14 protein-coding genes and 1 pseudogene are annotated in these 17,144 nt (G+C 46.0%); 8 read left to right on the top strand and 7 right to left on the bottom strand.

What is annotated here, in order from left to right:
* The first annotated feature begins 341 nt into the window (after positions 1-341).
* Both FAH67_RS06910 and FAH67_RS06905 read left to right on the top strand, forming a co-directional pair.
* Positions 342-1,727 (top strand): GntP family permease, encoded by a 1,386-nt coding sequence (locus tag FAH67_RS06910; RefSeq protein WP_003679433.1) that lies wholly within the window; start codon positions 342-344, stop codon positions 1,725-1,727.
* Between the two features lie 90 nt (positions 1,728-1,817).
* A complete protein-coding gene (locus tag FAH67_RS06905; RefSeq protein ID WP_003679430.1) occupies positions 1,818-2,336 on the top strand; it encodes a gluconokinase, GntK/IdnK-type in 519 nt (172 codons plus the stop codon).
* Positions 2,337-2,395: 59 nt separating this feature from the next.
* Here FAH67_RS06905 and dtd read toward each other — a convergent pair whose 3' ends face one another.
* The 6 genes from dtd to FAH67_RS06875 all read right to left on the bottom strand — a co-directional run bounded on the left by dtd (position 2,396) and on the right by FAH67_RS06875 (position 5,779).
* The gene (dtd, locus tag FAH67_RS06900) at positions 2,396-2,857 is read right to left on the bottom strand and encodes a D-aminoacyl-tRNA deacylase (RefSeq protein WP_039863544.1); all 462 of its coding nucleotides are present in this window, start codon (positions 2,855-2,857) and stop codon (positions 2,396-2,398) included.
* 96 nt (positions 2,858-2,953) lie between these two features.
* Positions 2,954-3,718 carry a peptidyl-prolyl cis-trans isomerase gene (locus tag FAH67_RS06895; protein WP_003679427.1) on the bottom strand — a complete coding sequence of 255 codons (765 nt, stop codon included), beginning with the start codon at positions 3,716-3,718 and terminating at the stop codon, positions 2,954-2,956.
* A 44-nt stretch (positions 3,719-3,762) separates the two neighbouring features.
* A complete protein-coding gene (locus FAH67_RS06890; protein WP_003679425.1) occupies positions 3,763-4,635 on the bottom strand; it encodes a peptidyl-prolyl cis-trans isomerase in 873 nt (290 codons plus the stop codon).
* Between the two features lie 51 nt (positions 4,636-4,686).
* Positions 4,687-4,959, bottom strand: a complete 273-nt coding sequence (locus tag FAH67_RS06885) for a BolA family protein (RefSeq protein ID WP_003679424.1) — start codon at positions 4,957-4,959, stop codon at positions 4,687-4,689.
* A complete protein-coding gene (locus tag FAH67_RS06880; RefSeq protein ID WP_003679421.1) occupies positions 4,956-5,246 on the bottom strand; it encodes a YciI family protein in 291 nt (96 codons plus the stop codon). The genes FAH67_RS06885 and FAH67_RS06880 overlap by 4 nt, the downstream gene beginning before the upstream one ends.
* Complete coding sequence (locus FAH67_RS06875; protein ID WP_003679419.1) at positions 5,246-5,779, bottom strand: septation protein A; 534 nt, start codon at positions 5,777-5,779, stop codon at positions 5,246-5,248. The genes FAH67_RS06880 and FAH67_RS06875 overlap by 1 nt, the downstream gene beginning before the upstream one ends.
* Before the next feature lie 305 nt (positions 5,780-6,084).
* Here FAH67_RS06875 and FAH67_RS06870 point away from each other — a divergent pair, with 305 nt between their 5' ends.
* From FAH67_RS06870 to porB, 3 genes are all read left to right on the top strand, one after another.
* A complete protein-coding gene (locus FAH67_RS06870; protein ID WP_039863534.1) occupies positions 6,085-8,109 on the top strand; it encodes a FimV/HubP family polar landmark protein in 2,025 nt (674 codons plus the stop codon).
* 225 nt (positions 8,110-8,334) lie between these two features.
* Positions 8,335-9,180: a tRNA pseudouridine(38-40) synthase TruA gene (gene truA, locus FAH67_RS06865; RefSeq protein ID WP_003679414.1), complete on the top strand. Its 846-nt coding sequence runs from the start codon at positions 8,335-8,337 to the stop codon at positions 9,178-9,180.
* 312 nt (positions 9,181-9,492) lie between these two features.
* Positions 9,493-10,605, top strand: coding sequence for a trimeric porin PorB (gene porB, locus FAH67_RS06855; RefSeq protein WP_112890879.1), 1,113 nt, complete (start codon positions 9,493-9,495; stop codon positions 10,603-10,605).
* 146 nt (positions 10,606-10,751) lie between these two features.
* Here porB and FAH67_RS11830 read toward each other — a convergent pair.
* Positions 10,752-10,862 (bottom strand): annotated as a pseudogene (locus tag FAH67_RS11830) (IS5/IS1182 family transposase); the annotation flags it as partial.
* 328 nt (positions 10,863-11,190) lie between these two features.
* Between FAH67_RS11830 and FAH67_RS06850 the strand changes: the two are divergent.
* The 3 genes from FAH67_RS06850 to FAH67_RS06840 all read left to right on the top strand — a co-directional run bounded on the left by FAH67_RS06850 (position 11,191) and on the right by FAH67_RS06840 (position 17,101).
* Positions 11,191-13,467, top strand: a complete 2,277-nt coding sequence (locus tag FAH67_RS06850; protein ID WP_112890878.1) for a NosR/NirI family protein — start codon at positions 11,191-11,193, stop codon at positions 13,465-13,467.
* A gap of 105 nt (positions 13,468-13,572) precedes the next feature.
* Positions 13,573-15,540, top strand: a complete 1,968-nt coding sequence (gene nosZ / locus FAH67_RS06845; protein ID WP_112890877.1) for a TAT-dependent nitrous-oxide reductase — start codon at positions 13,573-13,575, stop codon at positions 15,538-15,540.
* A 199-nt stretch (positions 15,541-15,739) separates the two neighbouring features.
* Positions 15,740-17,101, top strand: a complete 1,362-nt coding sequence (locus FAH67_RS06840; RefSeq protein WP_039863542.1) for a nitrous oxide reductase family maturation protein NosD — start codon at positions 15,740-15,742, stop codon at positions 17,099-17,101.
* Positions 17,102-17,144: the final 43 nt, after the last annotated feature.

Below are 17,144 nucleotides of genomic sequence, written 5' to 3'. Positions count from 1 at the left end.
GAATTCTATATCGGGATCAAGAATAATTCATCTAAAAAGTTTTCAAAAAATCGAGAATCTTAATTTTAGGTAATTGAAAAAAGATTCGTTTCTATTTTATTAAAAAGCATGATGTCAGGCCTTCTGAAAATTAACTACGTTTCAGACGGCCTTTTTATTGTCCTTGTTTTTTCTTTGCTATTCTTAGTTATCAAGCATCTGGCAAAAGGGTTTTGAAAAAGAGAAGTTTATATTTTGACTAAATCCAGCCGTATGATTCTGTGTAAAAATGTGTTATCGTATCCATATGTGTTAAGAAACATTAATAAATTTGTATTTTTCTTACAGAGAAAGGCTTCAAAATGGATGGATGGACTCAAACGCTGAGTGCCGGTACCTTGCTCGGTATCGCTGCGGCAGCGATTTTACTGATCTTGGTTTTGATTGTAAAACTGCGTGTTCATGCCTTGCTGACGTTGGTATTGGTCAGCTTGCTGACCGCCATCGTAACAGGTCTGCCTATGGGCAGCATTGTTAATGATGTATTGGTTAAAAACTTCGGTGGTACGCTCGGCAGCGTGGCGTTGTTGGTCGGTTTGGGCGCAATGCTCGGCCGTTTGGTGGAAACTTCCGGCGGTGCTCAGTCTTTGGCAGATGCGCTGATTCGGATTTTCGGTGAGAATCGTGCGCCATTTGCTTTAGGCGTGGCTTCTTTGATTTTTGGTTTCCCGATTTTCTTTGATGCCGGCTTAGTGGTGATGTTGCCGATTGTGTTTGCAACGGCACGCCGTATGAAGCAGACAGTTCTGCCATACGCGATGGCGTCTATTGGCGCGTTTTCGGTCATGCACGTCTTCCTGCCGCCTCATCCCGGCCCGATTGCTGCTTCTGAGTTTTATGGTGCAAATATTGGCCAACTGCTGATTTTAGGTTTGCCTGTTACCTTGATTACTTGGTATTTCAGCGGCTATTTATTGGGTAAAGTTTTGGGTCGCAGCATTCATGTGCCCGTTCCTGATCTGATCAGTGGCGGTATGCAAGATAACGACCAACCGAAAGCGCCTGCAAAAGCATCTACCGTTGTTGGTATTATGCTGATTCCTATGCTGTTAATTTTCTTGAATACCGGTTTGTCTACTTTAATCAGTGAGAAAGTCGTCAGCGCAGATGAAGGTTGGGTGCAATTTGGTCGCATGATTGGTTCGACACCGATTGCTTTGCTGATTTCTGTTTTGGTAGCCCTGTATGTATTGGGTGGCAAACGTGGTGAAAAAGCCAGCGCATTGGAGAAAACCATCGATGGCGCATTGGGTCCGGTTTGCTCGGTCATTTTGATTACCGGTGCGGGTGGTATGTTTGGCGGCGTGTTGCGTGCCTCCGGTATCGGTAAGGCTTTGGCAGACAGCATGGCAGACTTGGGTATTCCTGTTTTGCTGGGTTGTTTCTTGGTGGCTTTGGCCTTGCGTATTGCGCAAGGTTCTGCGACCGTTGCATTGACTACCGCTGCTGCGTTGATGGCACCAGCCGTTGCGGCGGCAGGTTTCAGCGATTGGCAGATTACTTGCATGGTATTGGCTACAGCGGCAGGTTCCGTTGGTTGCAGCCACTTTAACGACTCCGGTTTCTGGCTTGTTGGCCGCCTGTTGAATATGGATGTGCCGACGACCTTGAAGACATGGACGGTCAACCAAACACTTATCGCACTCATCGGTTTTGCTTTGTCGTCAGTGTTGTTTGTTTTGGTTTAATCGGAAGAACGGGCGGATAGTGTTTTTGAGATAACGCAATCCGCCCGTTTTTAAATACCGTTAAAATCTAGATAAACAAGGAGTAGAAAAATGACGACACATTTTGTCATGATGGGCGTGTGCGGTTGCGGTAAAACCACTGCCGCGCTGTCTTTGCAAAAACATTTCAACCAATGCCCGTATGCCGAAGGCGATGATTTTCATACCCAAGCCAACCGCGACAAGATGGGTGCCGGTATTCCGTTGACGGATGAAGACCGTTACCCATGGCTGGGCAATTTGCGTGACTGGATGACGGAGCAGGCAAAAAATGGGGAAAAATATTCCATCGTTACTTGTTCCGCACTCAAACGCCAATACCGTGATATTCTGCGTGGCGCAGAAGGGAAGGTGGCTTTTATCCATTTGACCCCGCCTCAAGCAATCAATCTTGAGCGTATGCTGTCGCGTCAGGGGCATTATATGAAAGCCGGAATGCTGGATTCGCAGCTGGAGATTTTGGAAGAGCTGGGTGCTGATGAATACGGTGTCAAAATCGATAATCCGGGTTCGCCTGAAGCCGTTGAGGCAGATATTGTGAACTGGGTGAAAGCGCAAGGCTTGATTTAGTAATGATCGGAAATGGAAAGGCCGTCTGAAATATTTCAGACGGCCTTTTTTGATGGGATTTAGAATGTTTTTTGTGAATCGAGCAATAAGGTAACCGGCCCGTCATTGCAAAGGGAGACCTGCATATGGGTTTGGAATCTGCCGGTTTCGACAGTCAAGCCATGTTCGCGTAGAAGTTGTGCGGTGTATTGATAAAGCTTATCCGCTTGTTCTGCGGGCGCGGCATTGGAGAAAGAAGGGCGGCGGCCGCTGCGTGTATCGGCGTAAAGGGTAAACTGGGAAACCAGTAATATCGAGCCGCCGACATCTTTGAGCGATAAATTTAATTTGCCGTTTTCGTCTTCAAAGATACGCAGGTTGGCGGTTTTATCCGCAATGTATTTGGCGTCCGCTTCTGTATCGGTGTGGGTAACGCCGAGCAATATCATAAATCCGTTGTTGATTTCGCCGCAGGTTTCGTGGGAATCTTCGGACAAAACGTCAACTTTGGCTTGGGTAACTTTTTGGATAACAGCGCGCATAATCTTGTGTGAATAAAAGGAGTTGTAAAAAAGGGCGTAAGATACGCCCTCTGGGTTCAAATATAGTTTCAGACGACCTGAAACCATTGAATCAATTTACGGATTAATGCCGTTTTCTTTCAAGATACGTTCGATCTGATTCTCGACTTTTTGTCGTTTGACAGCTTGGGCAATCTGATTACGCACCAGTTCGAAAGGTTCGGCATTAGGATTACGCTCTACGGCACTGAGTTTAAACAGATAAAAACGGTTTTCCATTTGAATCGGCTCATGCGTTACATCGCCTCGGTTCATGTCGGCAAAAGCGGTAGCCAGTTGAGGCGGAAGCTGCTGCGGAGAGATGAAGCCGTCGAACTCTTGTTCGGGGTTGGGATAGCGTTTCATCAGCTCTTCAAATGACAAGCCTTTGAGCAGCAGTTCTTGCGCTGCGCGTACTTCTTCGGCTGAAGCAAAGCTGACTTGTTGCAGCTTGATAATGCGTGTTTGCTGGTCGTAGAAACGGCGCAACTCGGCATCGTCAACCGCAGTTTGGCGTTCTAAATAAGCAGCGTATTGGTTGGCATAAAACTCAGCTTCAACGTTTTTAAACTGATTCTGCACTTCTGCATCTTTGTCCAAACCAGCCTTGATGGCTTCATTTTTCAAAACTTCCAAAGTCTGCAAACGTGTAACCACATCTTTGCGGATTGCCTGACCATCGGGTTTGGCAGTCTGGTTGGGATGTTGATCGGCTTGTCTCAATACTTCGGCGACCATGCTGTCGATACGGGCAGGATCGATTTCAGGTGCTTTAGCGGTTGCCAAGCCGACGGTTGATAGAGTGAGGATAGCCAAAACGGCAGTTTTGGGCTTGATGTTCATGTGAGTTCCTTATTGCCCGCCGTTATCACGGCGGGCACGTTATATTATTTGTTGACTTTGATGCTGGCTTTTTTCAGCAATGATTGAATGGCCGCATCAACACGGGCTGCCTGTAAGTCGCTGCCAATCTCGTTTTTAGCGGTTTCGTAAGAAGGTACGGTAACGTTACGGCGGTCATTGACGTAGAAAACGGCGTACAAATTACCGTTTTGCAGCGGCGTTTTAGTGTGCGCACCTTTTTTCAGGTCTTTGACAGCAGCGTAAAGCGGAGGCGCTGATTCTTGTAAATCTTTAAGCGGAACATAAGCTTTAGGGATGCCGCCGGCTTTTTTGGCCGCTTCGTCAATTGAGTATTGGTTCAATACCGAAACAAAGCTTTTTTTCGCATCCAAATCGGCAATGGCTTTTTGGGCATTGCTGCTGCTGTCGGTCACGATTTCGCCCAGTTGGACTTCCTGAGTACCTTTATAGAAGTTGCTGAAGTCGTTGTAAGCGGCTTTGACATCTTTTTCTTGAACAGGATATTGACGGACGATATGCGCCGCGAAAGCTTGGCCTAACAAATCATTTTCGAAAACTGCCCATTCGGTTTTGAATGTGGCTTTTTTATCTGCGCCTTGCTTGGCGGCATCGGCACGCGCTTGTTCCAATGCTGTTTTGAATTCAGCACTTTGATCCAGTTTCAATTTTTTGGCTTCTTGAGTAACAACAGTGCTGATAACTTGGCGTTCAGTCAACATTTGACGCAATTCAGGAGTGTCTTGAACGTTCGGGTTGCTGGCGCGTACGGAAGCAACTTGGTCATCGATAACGCTGCTGTCGATGGCTTGACCGTTGACGGTCGCCAAAGTTTGGGCAAACAGGGTGCCGGAAGTCAGGGCAAGCATCAAGGCTGAAGTAAAGTAGGTTTTTTTCATCGTATTTCTCTTTTAAATTAATGATTGGAAATCAAAGTTTGGGCAGTAATCTTAATGGAAGTATTCGTCCGGCGTAGCCGCTTTGATACTGAGTGCATGAATCAGGCCGTCTGAAAACAAGTCCTGTAAAAGCTGCTTAATCATACGTTGTCGCTGGAGGCGGCCAATGTTTTCAAATGCGTTGCTGACCACCACTATGGCGTAATGCCCGCCGCCTTTATTACCGGCATGGCCGGCATGCAGATGGCTTTCATCTTCAAAATCGAAGAACTCAGGCTCAAGCGTCCGTAGGCGTTCCTCGATAATTTGACGCATATTGCTCATTTGAACACAGCTTTAAAGGGTTTAATCAATACTTCTGCGTATACGCCGGCATCAACGTAAGGGTCTTGTTCAGCCCATTCTTGTGCAGCGTCCAAAGATTCAAATTGAGCCACAATCAGGCTGCCGGAAACACGTTCCGGATTGTCTGGTAGAGGATTGGGGCCGGCAGTCAGCAGACGGCCTTGCTCTTTCAATTCTTCCAAGCGTGCCAAATGAGCAGGGCGGGCCGCCATGCGTGCTTCGTGGACATCTTCGGCATCAGTGGCCAAAAGCATGAAATATTCCATTATTGATCCTCCTTAGGCTGGAAACGCATCAGATACATACCCTGTGCGATGGAAAAAATGATTGTGAAACCCAATGTGCCGAACAGTTTGTAATTGACCCATTGGTCTGGAAAATACGTAAAGACAAAGAGGTTGGCCGCACCCATAAAAATCAGGAAGCCAATCCATGCATAAGTCAGGCGTGTCCATACAAAATCGGGGAGCTGCATTTCTTTGCCCATGACGGCTTTAAGCCCGTTTTTACCGGCAAGGTGGCTGAACAGCATGACGATTGCGCCGATCCAAAACAGAACGGTCGGTTTCCACATGATAAAGCGGTTGTCTTTCAGCAGAATCGTTGCACCGCCAAAAAAGACAATCAAAATCAGGCTGATCCATTGCATGGTGTCCAGTTTGCGGTGCTTCCAAAAGGTCAGCGCAGCTTGGGCAATGCCGACTATAACCGCAACAGTTGTTGCGGCAATCATGTCTTTGGTGATGATGTATGTGATGAAAAATAAGAATACGGCGAATAAGTCGCTCAAAATCTTCATATATTAATGATGAAACTAATTGAGTAAATGCTAATCATACAGGGAGATGTGTTTTTTTGCACCATTCCCCATGACTTTAATACCACACATATTTATATGAAATATTTGTTTTGGGTTGGCGAAATTTGTAAAAAAGAAACACAAGCATGCAAAAGTAATAGATTTGCTAAGGAATTTTAGGCTGAATGGCCTCTATTGCTTGGCAGGAATGGGTTAAAAATATATCATGACGTAATATCTAGTAAATATATGGTTAAATGTGCGCACATTGGTTAGTACCATAATTTCCGAACAGGGGATCAGTTTTGAAAAAACATCACAATATTAAATTAATTACAGCTTCTATCGCTTTAATGACATCGCTCAGCGCTTCTGCAGGTTTGGGCGGCTTGAATGTTCAATCTCATTTGGGTGAGCCTTTTACAGGCAGTATCACTGTAACCGGCGAGGAAGCTCAGGCTTTGCTTAATGGCGGTAAGGCCACTATTTCAAATGGCAATTTGCGCGCAACGGTACGCAAATCAGGTGATAAGGCAGTCGTTACCATCCGCTCTTCTAAAGCCATCAAAGATCCTGTTTTGGTTTTCCAAGTAGGTGTCGGCGCACAATCGCGTGAGTACACCGCTATTATCGATCCGGCCGGATATGATTCTAAAGATGCAGCATCTGTTCGTACCCGTCCGGCTACTGAATCTCAATCCTCCGAGCCGACACGCAATGCCCAACAGCCTGCAACTAAAAACAATAAAGCAGCAGGTAATCAGGTAGCTCAAGCGCGTAAGGATGTGCAGCGTAAGGCTGAGAAAAAACAAGTTCAGACGGCCTCTGCTAAAAACGACACGGCTGCACGTTCAGGCAGACAGCATTTGGTGCGTACGGGTGAAACCCTGATTGCCATTGCGTCCGGCATCCGTCCACAAGGTATGACCCTGGATCAAACCATTCAGGCTTTGGTAAATGCCAATCCGGATGTGTTTATCGATAATAATGCCAACCGTATGTTGGCAGGTAAAGTGCTGAATATTCCAAACCGTAGCGAATTGCAACGCTTGGCTGCTTCTGCTCCTGCTAAAACCAATACAGCGACAGAGAAAGGCGATGAAGCCGTCAATGCAACAGAAGCTAAAACAGAGAAACCTGTTGTTCAGCCTGAGGCTCAAACTGAAGCCCAGGTTAAAGATGCTGGCGTAAATACACAGCAACAGGAAGAAGTGAAACAAGCTTCAGCTGAACAAACAGAACAAGCAGCATCTGCAGCGGTTAATGAAAATACCGCATCAACTGTTCCTGCGTCCGATGTTCAAGAAGCTATGGCTTCTGATGCTCAAGAGAATGTAGTGGCTTCTGAGCCTGTTGCAACCACGGATTCTGTTGCGGAGCAAACAGAAAGCGAATCAGACGGCAATTTATGGAAATGGTTATTGGCAGGCGGTGCAGCCCTTATTGCTGCTTGGTTGTTGTTGAAAGCTGCCGGTAAACGTAAAGACGAGCCGGAAGAAGCACCTGTAAGCCGTAAGGATGAAGGGAAGGCTGTACAGAAAAATGTTGCTGCTGCGGTTGCTGCAACTAAAGTAACGCCGTCTGAAAAAACTCAAGACGGTCTGCTTATCGAAGATGATTTCGAAGATGATGTCGTTATCACTGAAGTAGAAGAATCTTCCAATATCGATGATGTCAAACTTGATTTGGGTAAGATTGACAATAGTCAGGCAGGTATTCTTTCAGGTGCAGTAACGCATGATGTAGAGACAGAGCAACGTCGCCATGCTGATTGGGATAGTATCGAATCAACAGAAAGCGTGTACGAGCCTGAACCGGAAAATCCGTATCAGCCGGTATCGGTTGTTATGCCGGAACGTAAAGAAGAGCAGGTAAATACATTTGCTGAGTTTGATTTTGCGACAGAAACAAAAGTTTTCGAGTCGCGAAATGAAGAGCCACTCGAGTTTACGGTAGATACCCCTGAAGATTCAGACGGCCATGTGCTGCCATTCGATGTCAAGCAAGATCAAGACTTTCAAATTCAAGAAACCAAAGAAGAAGTAGAGAAAGAAGAAGCTGCTTCTGAGTTTGTGATTGAAGAAGGTGCATTGGAATGGGGAGCTGAAGATGTTTCAGTGGCTGCCGATAAAAGCAATAGTGAAAGAGGCTTTGTTTCAGAATCAGTCGGCATGACTGCACCGCTTGAAGCTAAATATGATTTGGCTAAGATGTATATCGAAATCGGTGATCCTGAAGCGGCTCGAGAAACATTGCAAGGGCTGATTGAAGAGGCTGAAGGCGATATTCTGCATAAAGCCCAAAAACTGATGAAAGAGCTTGGCGCATAAGTGCCAGTCAAATGAAGATGCCGTTTCAGACGGCATCTTTTTTATGGTAAATTAAAAAGCAAGATTTTGGCTGAGTCTATGATTGGTTGGGTAAGATTTCAGCTTTATATGATGGTTGAAGATTAAGGCCGTCTGAAATACATGAGAGGCGTGTGTTGATCACGCCTTTTTAATATTTGTTACTTGAGTGTAGGCAACAATATCAATTTACAAGAAGTATAAGAAATGACTGAACAAGCAAATACAACAGGACATCTGATGCAGCGTTGGGCTTTGACCCTCTCTTATGATGGAAGCCGTTTTTATGGTTGGCAAAAACAGGCTGGAGATTTGCCGACTGTTCAGACGGCCTTAGAGCAGGCCTTGTCTTCAATAGCAGGGGAGCAAATTAATACTATTGTTGCAGGAAGGACGGATACGGGTGTGCATGCAACTGCTCAGGTAGTGCATTTTGATACATCAGTAAGTCGTCCGGAGCAAGCATGGGTGCGGGGAGTCAATGCACATTTGCCTGATGGTGTTGCTGTATTGGTTGCGCAAAAAGTTGCACCTCATTTCCATGCCCGATTTGATGCTTATGGCCGCCATTATCGTTATTTATTGGAATCCTCACCGGTTCGTTCTCCATTATTGGTTGGCAGGGTAGGGTGGACGCATTTGAAATTGGATTTAAATCTGATGAGGCAGGCTGCTGCCCTGTTGGAGGGTGAACATGACTTTTCCAGTTTTCGAGCGGCTGAATGTCAGGCGAAGTCCCCTGTAAAAACACTATATAGTACAAAGATTAGTGGAACTTCTCGCTATCTGTGCCTTGATTTGCATGGAAATGCATTCTTGCATCATATGGTGCGCAATATTATGGGTGCATTGGTGTATGTGGGTAGTGGCAGAATCAGTGTGGATGAGTTTGAGTCGGTCTTTCATGCAAAAAGTAGATTGAAGGCTCCGCCAACTTTTATGTCAGATGGTCTGTATTTAACAGGTGTTGACTATCCTGATGAGTTTGGAGTGACGCAGCTATCGTTGCCCGAGTGGATGAGCATTCCAGGTAATGATTTTCAGACGGCCTAACTGCGGATTGTTGGTATAAAAGCAACAAAATAGCGTGATTGATGTGTAAATTGATAAAGTGTTGTAAAAAAGCAAATTTGGATTTTGAAGAAATTTATCATTGATTTTAAATAATAAATTTCCATTATTTGGGTTGTCTCTGCCTTTATTTGGTTTCTGCGGTAGTGGGGGGAATTGAATAAAGTTTGTTTTTTTAGAGAGGAACAATTATAGTGACAGTCATGGAATCGCTGATTCCAGCGATAAAGTAAGCCTAAGCGGATTATCCGATCTGCTTAAGTTATTTCTTCACAATAGAAAAGGAATACAGCAATGAAAAAATCTCTGATTGCTCTGACTTTGGCAGCTCTGCCTGTTGCAGCTATGGCTGATGTGACTTTGTACGGTCAAATCAAAGCCGGCGTAGAAGTTTCTCGAACCAAAATGAAAGTTTCAGATCAAGCTGGTAAATCTGAAACTACTAAATCTAAAACTGCTACCGAGATTGCTGACTTCGGCTCTCGCATCGGTTTCAAAGGTCACGAACACTTGGGTAGCAACTTGAATGCTATCTGGCAAGTTGAACAAAAAACTTCTATCGCCGGTGGTGACTCTGGCTTTGCTAACCGTGAATCTTTCATTGGTTTAGAAGGCGGTTTCGGTAAAGTTCGTGCCGGTAACCTGAATACTACCCTGAAAGACAGCAGCGATAGCATCGATCCATGGGAAGCCGGCGCAAACTCAGATGTTTTGACATTAGGCAAATTCGAACGTGTAGATTCTCGTGAAGTATCTGTACGCTATGACTCTCCTGTATTTGCCGGTTTCAGCGCAAGCGTACAATACCAACCTCGTGACAATGCAAATCCTAATGATAAATATGGCCATAAGCGTGCTTCTGGTGATGCATACTATGCTGGTTTGAATTACGAAAACTCTGGTTTCTTTGCTCGCTATGCAGGTGGTTTTGCTAAGCACGACTTGAAAACTAATGAAGATGGAGTTGTTAACGACAATCCTGTTAATGGTACAGTTAAAGGTGATTTGAAAGATCATCAAACTCATCGCGTAGTTGCCGGTTACGATGCAAATAATCTGTTGGTTGCTGTTGCTGCTCAATATGATGCATCTAAAAATGGTTATGCCGATACTAGCAATGCTCAAACTGCCTATGGTAAGAAAAACAAACAAACTGAAGTTGCTGCCACCGCTGCTTACCGCTTCGGTAATGTAACTCCTCGTGTTTCTTACGCTCACGGTTTCAAACCTACTGTGGATGGTAAGCAAGTAGCTGGTGGTCAATACAACCAAGTTATCGTTGGTGCTGACTACGACTTCTCTAAACGCACTTCTGCCCTGGTGTCAGCCGGCTGGTTGAAAGAAGGCAAAGGCGACAACACAAAAGAGAAAACTGCTGGTACTGTCGGCCTGCGTCACAAATTCTAATCTGACTTAAGATTGGTCTGAAAAAGAGCCTGTTTTATACAGGCTCTTTTTGTTTTTGCAAGATTTGTTATTAAAGGGGTAGGTTAAAGTATCTTCGATATTTGTTTTCAGACGGCCTATGGAAATTTAAGTCAGGTTATATTCTATAGTGGATTAACTTTAAACCAGTACGGCGTTGCCTCGCCTTGCCGTACTATTTGTACTGTCTGCGGCTTCGTCGCCTTGTCCTGATTTAAATTTAATCCACTATATTTAATATATGCCAAATGAAATTTTAGAAATTGTTTTGAGAATTATTATAAATAAGTTAACAATATTAAGATGGTTATTGGATTGAGTTGATTTTCCTATATTTCATGTCTACTAATAAAAGATTTGTTTTTATAGTTCTAAAGTATTATTAGTATATAGAATTTGGTTTTAAGATTTGTAAATTTGATTTCAATCAAATTAATACCGATAGATGATTCATATAATATAAGTGTTTAGAGTATCGATATATCGGGAATAACCATGTCCTGTCTTAAAATGAAGTGCTTAAGTGGCATTTGGAAACGAATCCTTGTGCTGTTTGCTGTATTTTCTATGATGATAGTAAGCCTACCTGCTTATGCGGAGCGCTTGCCTGATTTCTTGGCAAAAATTCAGCCTTCTGAAATTTTTCCCGGTGCTGATCGCTACGGCAAACCTGAAGGTAAACCTTTAGTTGCTCGTGTATATAAAGGCGAAGAGCAGCTTGGCTTGGTTTATATCACGACTGACGTGGTCAATACGCGTGGTTATTCGAGTAAGCCGATTGATACGATGGTCGCATTGGCCAATGATGGCACTATTGCGGGAGCAAAATTGGTTGAGCACCATGAACCGATTATGCTGATTGGTATTCCGCAATCCCGTGTCGATAAATTCATTGATAAATATATTGGCTTAAATTTTATTAAAAATCCTCCGCAGCCTGGCGTGGCTCCTGGTGATATTATCAGTGGCGCGACTGTAACGTTGATGGTGATTAACGACAGTATTCAGCGCTCTGTCAAATCGGTTATTCATCAATATCATTTGGGTACGGATAAAGCGACTCAAGCCGGCGCTGCTGCCGCTTCTGGTGAGCAGGCTGCAAATGAGCCTGCGGTTCAAACCCGTCCCCGTCGTGCTGTGAATCCCGATAAACAAGACATTCAGTCTTGGAATGCACTGTTAGAACAAAAAGCTGTTGGTCATCTGCATATTTCTGTTGACGATATCAACAAACTGTTTGAAAAAGGCGGTAAAGCCGGTGTTGCTGAGCATGCAGAGCAGGGCGATGGTAACGATACATTCGTTGATTTATATGTTGCTTTGGTCAGCCAACCTTCTATCGGTAAAAGCCTTTTAGGTGAAGCCGGTTGGAATAATCTGCAAAAACGTTTGCAACCGGGTCAACAGGCAATTATGGTTGCCGGTGAAGGCCGATACTCTTGGAAAGGCTCAGGCTATGTGCGTGGCGGTATCTTCGACCGTATCGAAATGATTCAGGGCGATACCAGCTTCCGTTTTACCGATGCACAACATGAGCGTGTGGTTGCTTTGGCAGCGGAAGGTGCACCTGCATTTAAAGAGGTTTCTTGGTTTACCATCCCTGAAGGAGTGGAATTTGATGCTGCCGAGCCATGGCGTTTACAACTGATGATTCAACGTGTGTTGAGTGTTAACGATAAAGCTTTCGTAACTGCAGATTTGGATTACGAATTGCCAAAAGGCTATTATGTCGATGATCCAAAAGCACCACCTGTTGAAGTCAGCGCGCCGGTTGAGCAAGTTGCGGCTGTAGCTTCAGCTCCTGAAAGTACGGGTATTGCCGAAGATGCGACTGCCGGTGATGATGGTGTTTCCAACCAACTTTGGAAACAGGTTTGGAAAGCCAAACAAGGTCAAATTATTGTTGTCGGTATTGCTTTGACAATTCTCCTGTTGGTATTCCTGTTCCAAGACTGGATTGTACGTTACGAAAAATGGTATGACCGTTTCCGCCTCTGCTTCCTGATATTTACCCTGGTTTATATTGGTTGGTATGCGCAAGCGCAATTGTCGGTTGTCAATACGCTGACCTTGTTCTCCGCGGTTTTGACTGAATTCCACTGGGAATTCTTCCTGATGGATCCGCTGGTGTTCATTCTGTGGCTCTTTACAGCAGCGACCATGCTGTTGTGGAATAGGGGTACGTTCTGCGGCTGGCTGTGTCCTTTCGGTTCGTTGCAGGAATTGACCAATCGCGTTGCTAAAAAACTGGGCGTAAAACAAATTACTGTGCCACATCTGTTGCATACGCGCCTGACAGCCATTAAATACGTTATCTTCTTCGGTTTGCTGGCTATTTCCCTGTATGACTTGGGCACTGCTGAAAAATTTGCAGAAGTTGAACCTTTCAAAACCGCAATTATTCTGAAGTTTATGCGCGAATGGTGGTTTGTATTGTTTGCTGCAGCTTTGCTGATTGCCGGTTTGTTTATCGAACGTTTCTTCTGTCGTTATCTGTGTCCTTTGGGTGCGGGTATCGCATTGCCGGGTCGATTCCGTGTGTTTGACTGGCTACGCCGCTATAAAATGTGTGGCAATCCTTGTCAGATTTGTACGCATGAATGTCCGGTACAGGCCATTGCACCAGAAGGCGATATTCATCCGAACGAATGTATCCAATGCCTGCATTGCCAGGTAATGTATCACCACGATACGCGTTGTCCTCAAGTAGTGGCAACGAATAAGAAAAAACAAAAACAAGCGGCGGCAAAATCTGAGCAGTACGATGCGGCAGCAACGAAAAATGCTCAAGAACAAGTTGTTCAGTTTGTTAAAAAAGAATCGGCAATTAGTGTTGATAAGTAGTTATTATAAAAAATAGGGCTGTATCGGCAGCCTGACTTAAAAATTTTTTCATCGGTAGGCCGTCTGAAAAAAATCGGCCGCCGTATTTTATCCAAGGAGTGTTGTATGTCAGACGAAAAATTAGAACAAAACGGCTTGAGCCGTCGTTCATTCTTAGGTACGGCCGCCGCTTCCGGCGCAGGTATTGCCGGTGCCGGCCTGTTGGGTTTGGCGGGTTGCTCTAAAGACGGCGAACAGGCTGCCGCTAACGCTTCCGGCGCGGCTCCCGTCGCCAAGGCGCAAGGGGAATCCAAACCCGGCCAACTGTCTTCCGAAGTCGGTCCGGGCGAACTCGATCAATATTACGGTTTCCTTTCCGGCGGTCAGTCCGGCGAGATGCGCCTGATCGGTCTGCCTTCCATGCGCGAACTGATGCGTATTCCCGTGTTCAATATGGACAGCGCGACCGGTTGGGGACGTACCAATGAGAGCTTGAAAGTCCTCAACGGAAATATTACCGAAGAAACCCGTAAATTCTTACAAGACAGCGGTCTGCGTTGCTACCCCAACGGCGACTTGCACCACCCGCACTTGTCGTTTACCGACCAAACTTACGACGGCCGTTATGCCTATGCCAACGATAAGGCAAACAACCGCGTCTGCCGCGTGCGTTTGGATGTGATGAAGGCCGACAAAATCATCGACATCCCCAATGCCTCGGGTATCCACGGTCTGCGTCCGCAACGTTATCCGAAAACCGGTTATGTCTTTGCCAACGGCGAACACATTACCCCCGTCAGCGGCGTGGGCAAACTGGATGATGCGAAAACCTGGAATGCCGTTTATACCGCCATCGACGGCGAAACCATGGAAATCGCATGGCAGGTATTGGTTGACGGCAACCTGGACAACGGCGATGCCGACTACCAAGGCAAATATTCTTTTGCCACCTGCTACAACTCCGAGCGCGCGCTGACCGTGCAAGGTGCGTCTTCCAACGAACAGGACTGGTGCGTCGTTTTCGACTTGAAAGCCATCGAGGAAGGCATCAAAGCGGGCGACTTCAAAGAAGTGAACGGCGTGAAAATGCTGGACGGCCGCGCTGAAACCAAATCCAAATACACGCGTTATATCCCTGTGCCGAACTCTCCGCACGGCTGTAACGCAAGCCCCGACGGCAAATACATTATGCTCAACGGCAAACTGTCTCCGACCGTTACCGTATTGGATGTCAGCAAGCTGGACGATTTGTTCGCCGGCAAAATCAAAGAGCGCGATGTGGTCGTAGCCGAACCGCAACTGGGTCTAGGTCCCTTACACACCGCATTTGACGGTCGCGGCAATGCTTATACGACATTGTTTATCGACAGCCAAATGGTGAAATGGAATATTGACGATGCGATCAAAGCCTACAAAGGCGAGAAAATCGATCCGATCAAACAAAAACTCGACGTTCACTATCAACCGGGCCACAACCATACGACCATGGGCGAAACCAAAGAAGCCGACGGTCAATGGCTGGTGTCTTTGAACAAATTCTCCAAAGACCGCTTCTTGAATGCCGGCCCGTTGAAACCCGAGTGCGACCAATTGATCGACATCTCCGGCGACGAAATGCGTCTGGTACACGACAACCCGACTTTTGCCGAACCGCACGACTTGTGTTTGGTTGCCGCGTCTAAATTGAACCCGGGCAAAACTTGGGACCGCAAAGACCCGTGGTTCTGGCAGGATGCTTTGGAACAGGCGAAAAAAGACGGTGTTGAGTTGGAAAAAGCCGCCAAAGTCGTACGCGAAGGCAACAAAGTACGCGTGTATATGACTGCCGTTGCGCCCGCATTCAGTATCCCTCAATTTGAAGTGAACCAAGGCGACGAAGTAACCGTATACGTAACCAACGTCGAGACCATCGAGGACTTGACCCACGGCTTCACTTTGGAAGGCTACGGTATCGCTATGGAAATCGGCCCGCAAGCCACTTCTTCCGTAACCTTCAAAGCCGTCCGTCCGGGCGTACACTGGTACTACTGCCAATGGTTCTGCCACGCATTGCACATGGAAATGTCAGGCCAAATGATTGTTAAACCAAAATAATTTTGGTTTGATGATTTAATCCTTTAGGCCGTCTGAAAAAGACATTCTTTCAGACGGCCTTTATAGCAAAGCTGTTTGTCAGCCAGTATGACAATGAGATATAAGCCATCATCAGGCAGCTTTGCTATAACATCAAAATACCTGTTTCTGCGTATGTTTATCATGTAGAAAACAGGCCGTCTGAAATTGAGATATGATTATGACGCATACACCATCCCATCGTTCCAAATGGCAACGTGCCGCATTCGTATTGCTGTTGGGCAGTATGGTTCAGACGGCCTTTGCCGCAGTCATCAACGTATCCGCACAAGACAATCTCAATGATGCTTTAGCGCGCGCCCAAGCCGGCGATACGCTCAAGCTTGCCTCCGGTACATACAAGACCAAACTCTATATCGACAAACCGATTACCATTGAAGGTCCGGCCGACCGCTCCGCCAAGATTGTCGGCGACAGGAGCGGGCGTACTATTGCCGTTCATGCGCCTGATGTGACCCTGCGCAATCTGACCGTTTCCAATTCAGGCTTGAGCCTGCCGGCTATGGATGCAGGGATTTATCTTGAGGAAACGGCTCCGCGTGCATTGATTGAACACAATAATGTCTTGGACAACTCTGTCGGTGTGTACATCCATGGTGCGGCAGAATCGATGGTGCGCGAAAATAAGATTGTCGGAGAAGCCACATTGCGCGTGAATGAGCGCGGTAATGGCGTAACGGTTTGGAATGCGCCGGGTGCGCAAGTTGTCGGTAACGACATTTCCAAAGGACGGGACGGTATTTTTTCCAATACCAGTACATACAATACCTATAAAAACAACCGCTTCAGCGATTTGCGTTTCGCCGTCCACTATATGTACACCAACGACAGTGAAATCAGCGGCAATATTTCCGTGGGCAACAATATGGGCTATGTGTTGATGTTTTCAGAGCGTCTTAAAGTGTATGGCAATATAGCCGTGGGCAGCCGTGACCAAGGCATCATGCTCAATTACGTCAACTATTCCAATATTAACGACAACATTATCAACAAAGCCGGTAAATGCGTATTTGCCTATAATGCCAACTTCAATAAAATTTTTGACAACCATTTTGAAAACTGTCAAATCGGCATCCACTTTACTGCGGCCATTGAAGGTACAAGCCTGTTCAATAATTCGTTTATCAACAACGAAAGCCAAGTTAAATACGTCAGCACCCGTTTCCTTGATTGGGGAGAGGGCGGACGAGGCAATTATTGGAGCGACAACAGCACATTCGACCTTAATGGCGATGGTTTTGGCGACAACGCCTATCGACCGAACGGCATTATCGACCAAATCATTTGGCGAGCCCCTGTGTCCCGTCTGTTGATGAACAGTCCTGCCGTCAGCATTGTCAAATGGGCGCAATCGCAGTTCCCCGCTATTTTGCCGGGCGGCGTCATTGACAGTAAGCCATTGATGAAACCGATCAGCAACAAAACAAGCACCAAATACGAAGCCATGAAGGATGAGCTGTTGCACGAAGCCAATACGCACCAATCCAATTGGAGCAATGCCGAAAACGGATCTTTGAATTAAACATGTTTTCAGACGGCCTTTTGAATGAGGCCGTCTGAAACGG

Source organism: Neisseria flavescens, from assembly GCF_005221285.1.
In the GTDB taxonomy this organism is placed as follows: Bacteria; Pseudomonadota; Gammaproteobacteria; order Burkholderiales; family Neisseriaceae; genus Neisseria; species Neisseria flavescens.
The sequence above is the reverse complement of the archived record's forward strand: the minus strand, read 5'-3'. Positions and strand labels throughout refer to the sequence as shown.

Coding starts and splice junctions, on each gene's coding strand:
- FAH67_RS06910 (WP_003679433.1), top strand. CDS start 342: ATGGATGGATGGACTCAAACGCTGAGTGCCGGTACCTTGCTCGGTATC.
- FAH67_RS06905 (WP_003679430.1), top strand. CDS start 1,818: ATGACGACACATTTTGTCATGATGGGCGTGTGCGGTTGCGGTAAAACC.
- dtd (WP_039863544.1), bottom strand. CDS start 2,857: ATGCGCGCTGTTATCCAAAAAGTTACCCAAGCCAAAGTTGACGTTTTG.
- FAH67_RS06895 (WP_003679427.1), bottom strand. CDS start 3,718: ATGAACATCAAGCCCAAAACTGCCGTTTTGGCTATCCTCACTCTATCA.
- FAH67_RS06890 (WP_003679425.1), bottom strand. CDS start 4,635: ATGAAAAAAACCTACTTTACTTCAGCCTTGATGCTTGCCCTGACTTCC.
- FAH67_RS06885 (WP_003679424.1), bottom strand. CDS start 4,959: ATGAGCAATATGCGTCAAATTATCGAGGAACGCCTACGGACGCTTGAG.
- FAH67_RS06880 (WP_003679421.1), bottom strand. CDS start 5,246: ATGGAATATTTCATGCTTTTGGCCACTGATGCCGAAGATGTCCACGAA.
- FAH67_RS06875 (WP_003679419.1), bottom strand. CDS start 5,779: ATGAAGATTTTGAGCGACTTATTCGCCGTATTCTTATTTTTCATCACA.
- truA (WP_003679414.1), top strand. CDS start 8,335: ATGACTGAACAAGCAAATACAACAGGACATCTGATGCAGCGTTGGGCT.
- porB (WP_112890879.1), top strand. CDS start 9,493: ATGAAAAAATCTCTGATTGCTCTGACTTTGGCAGCTCTGCCTGTTGCA.
- FAH67_RS06850 (WP_112890878.1), top strand. CDS start 11,191: ATGATGATAGTAAGCCTACCTGCTTATGCGGAGCGCTTGCCTGATTTC.
- nosZ (WP_112890877.1), top strand. CDS start 13,573: ATGTCAGACGAAAAATTAGAACAAAACGGCTTGAGCCGTCGTTCATTC.
- FAH67_RS06840 (WP_039863542.1), top strand. CDS start 15,740: ATGACGCATACACCATCCCATCGTTCCAAATGGCAACGTGCCGCATTC.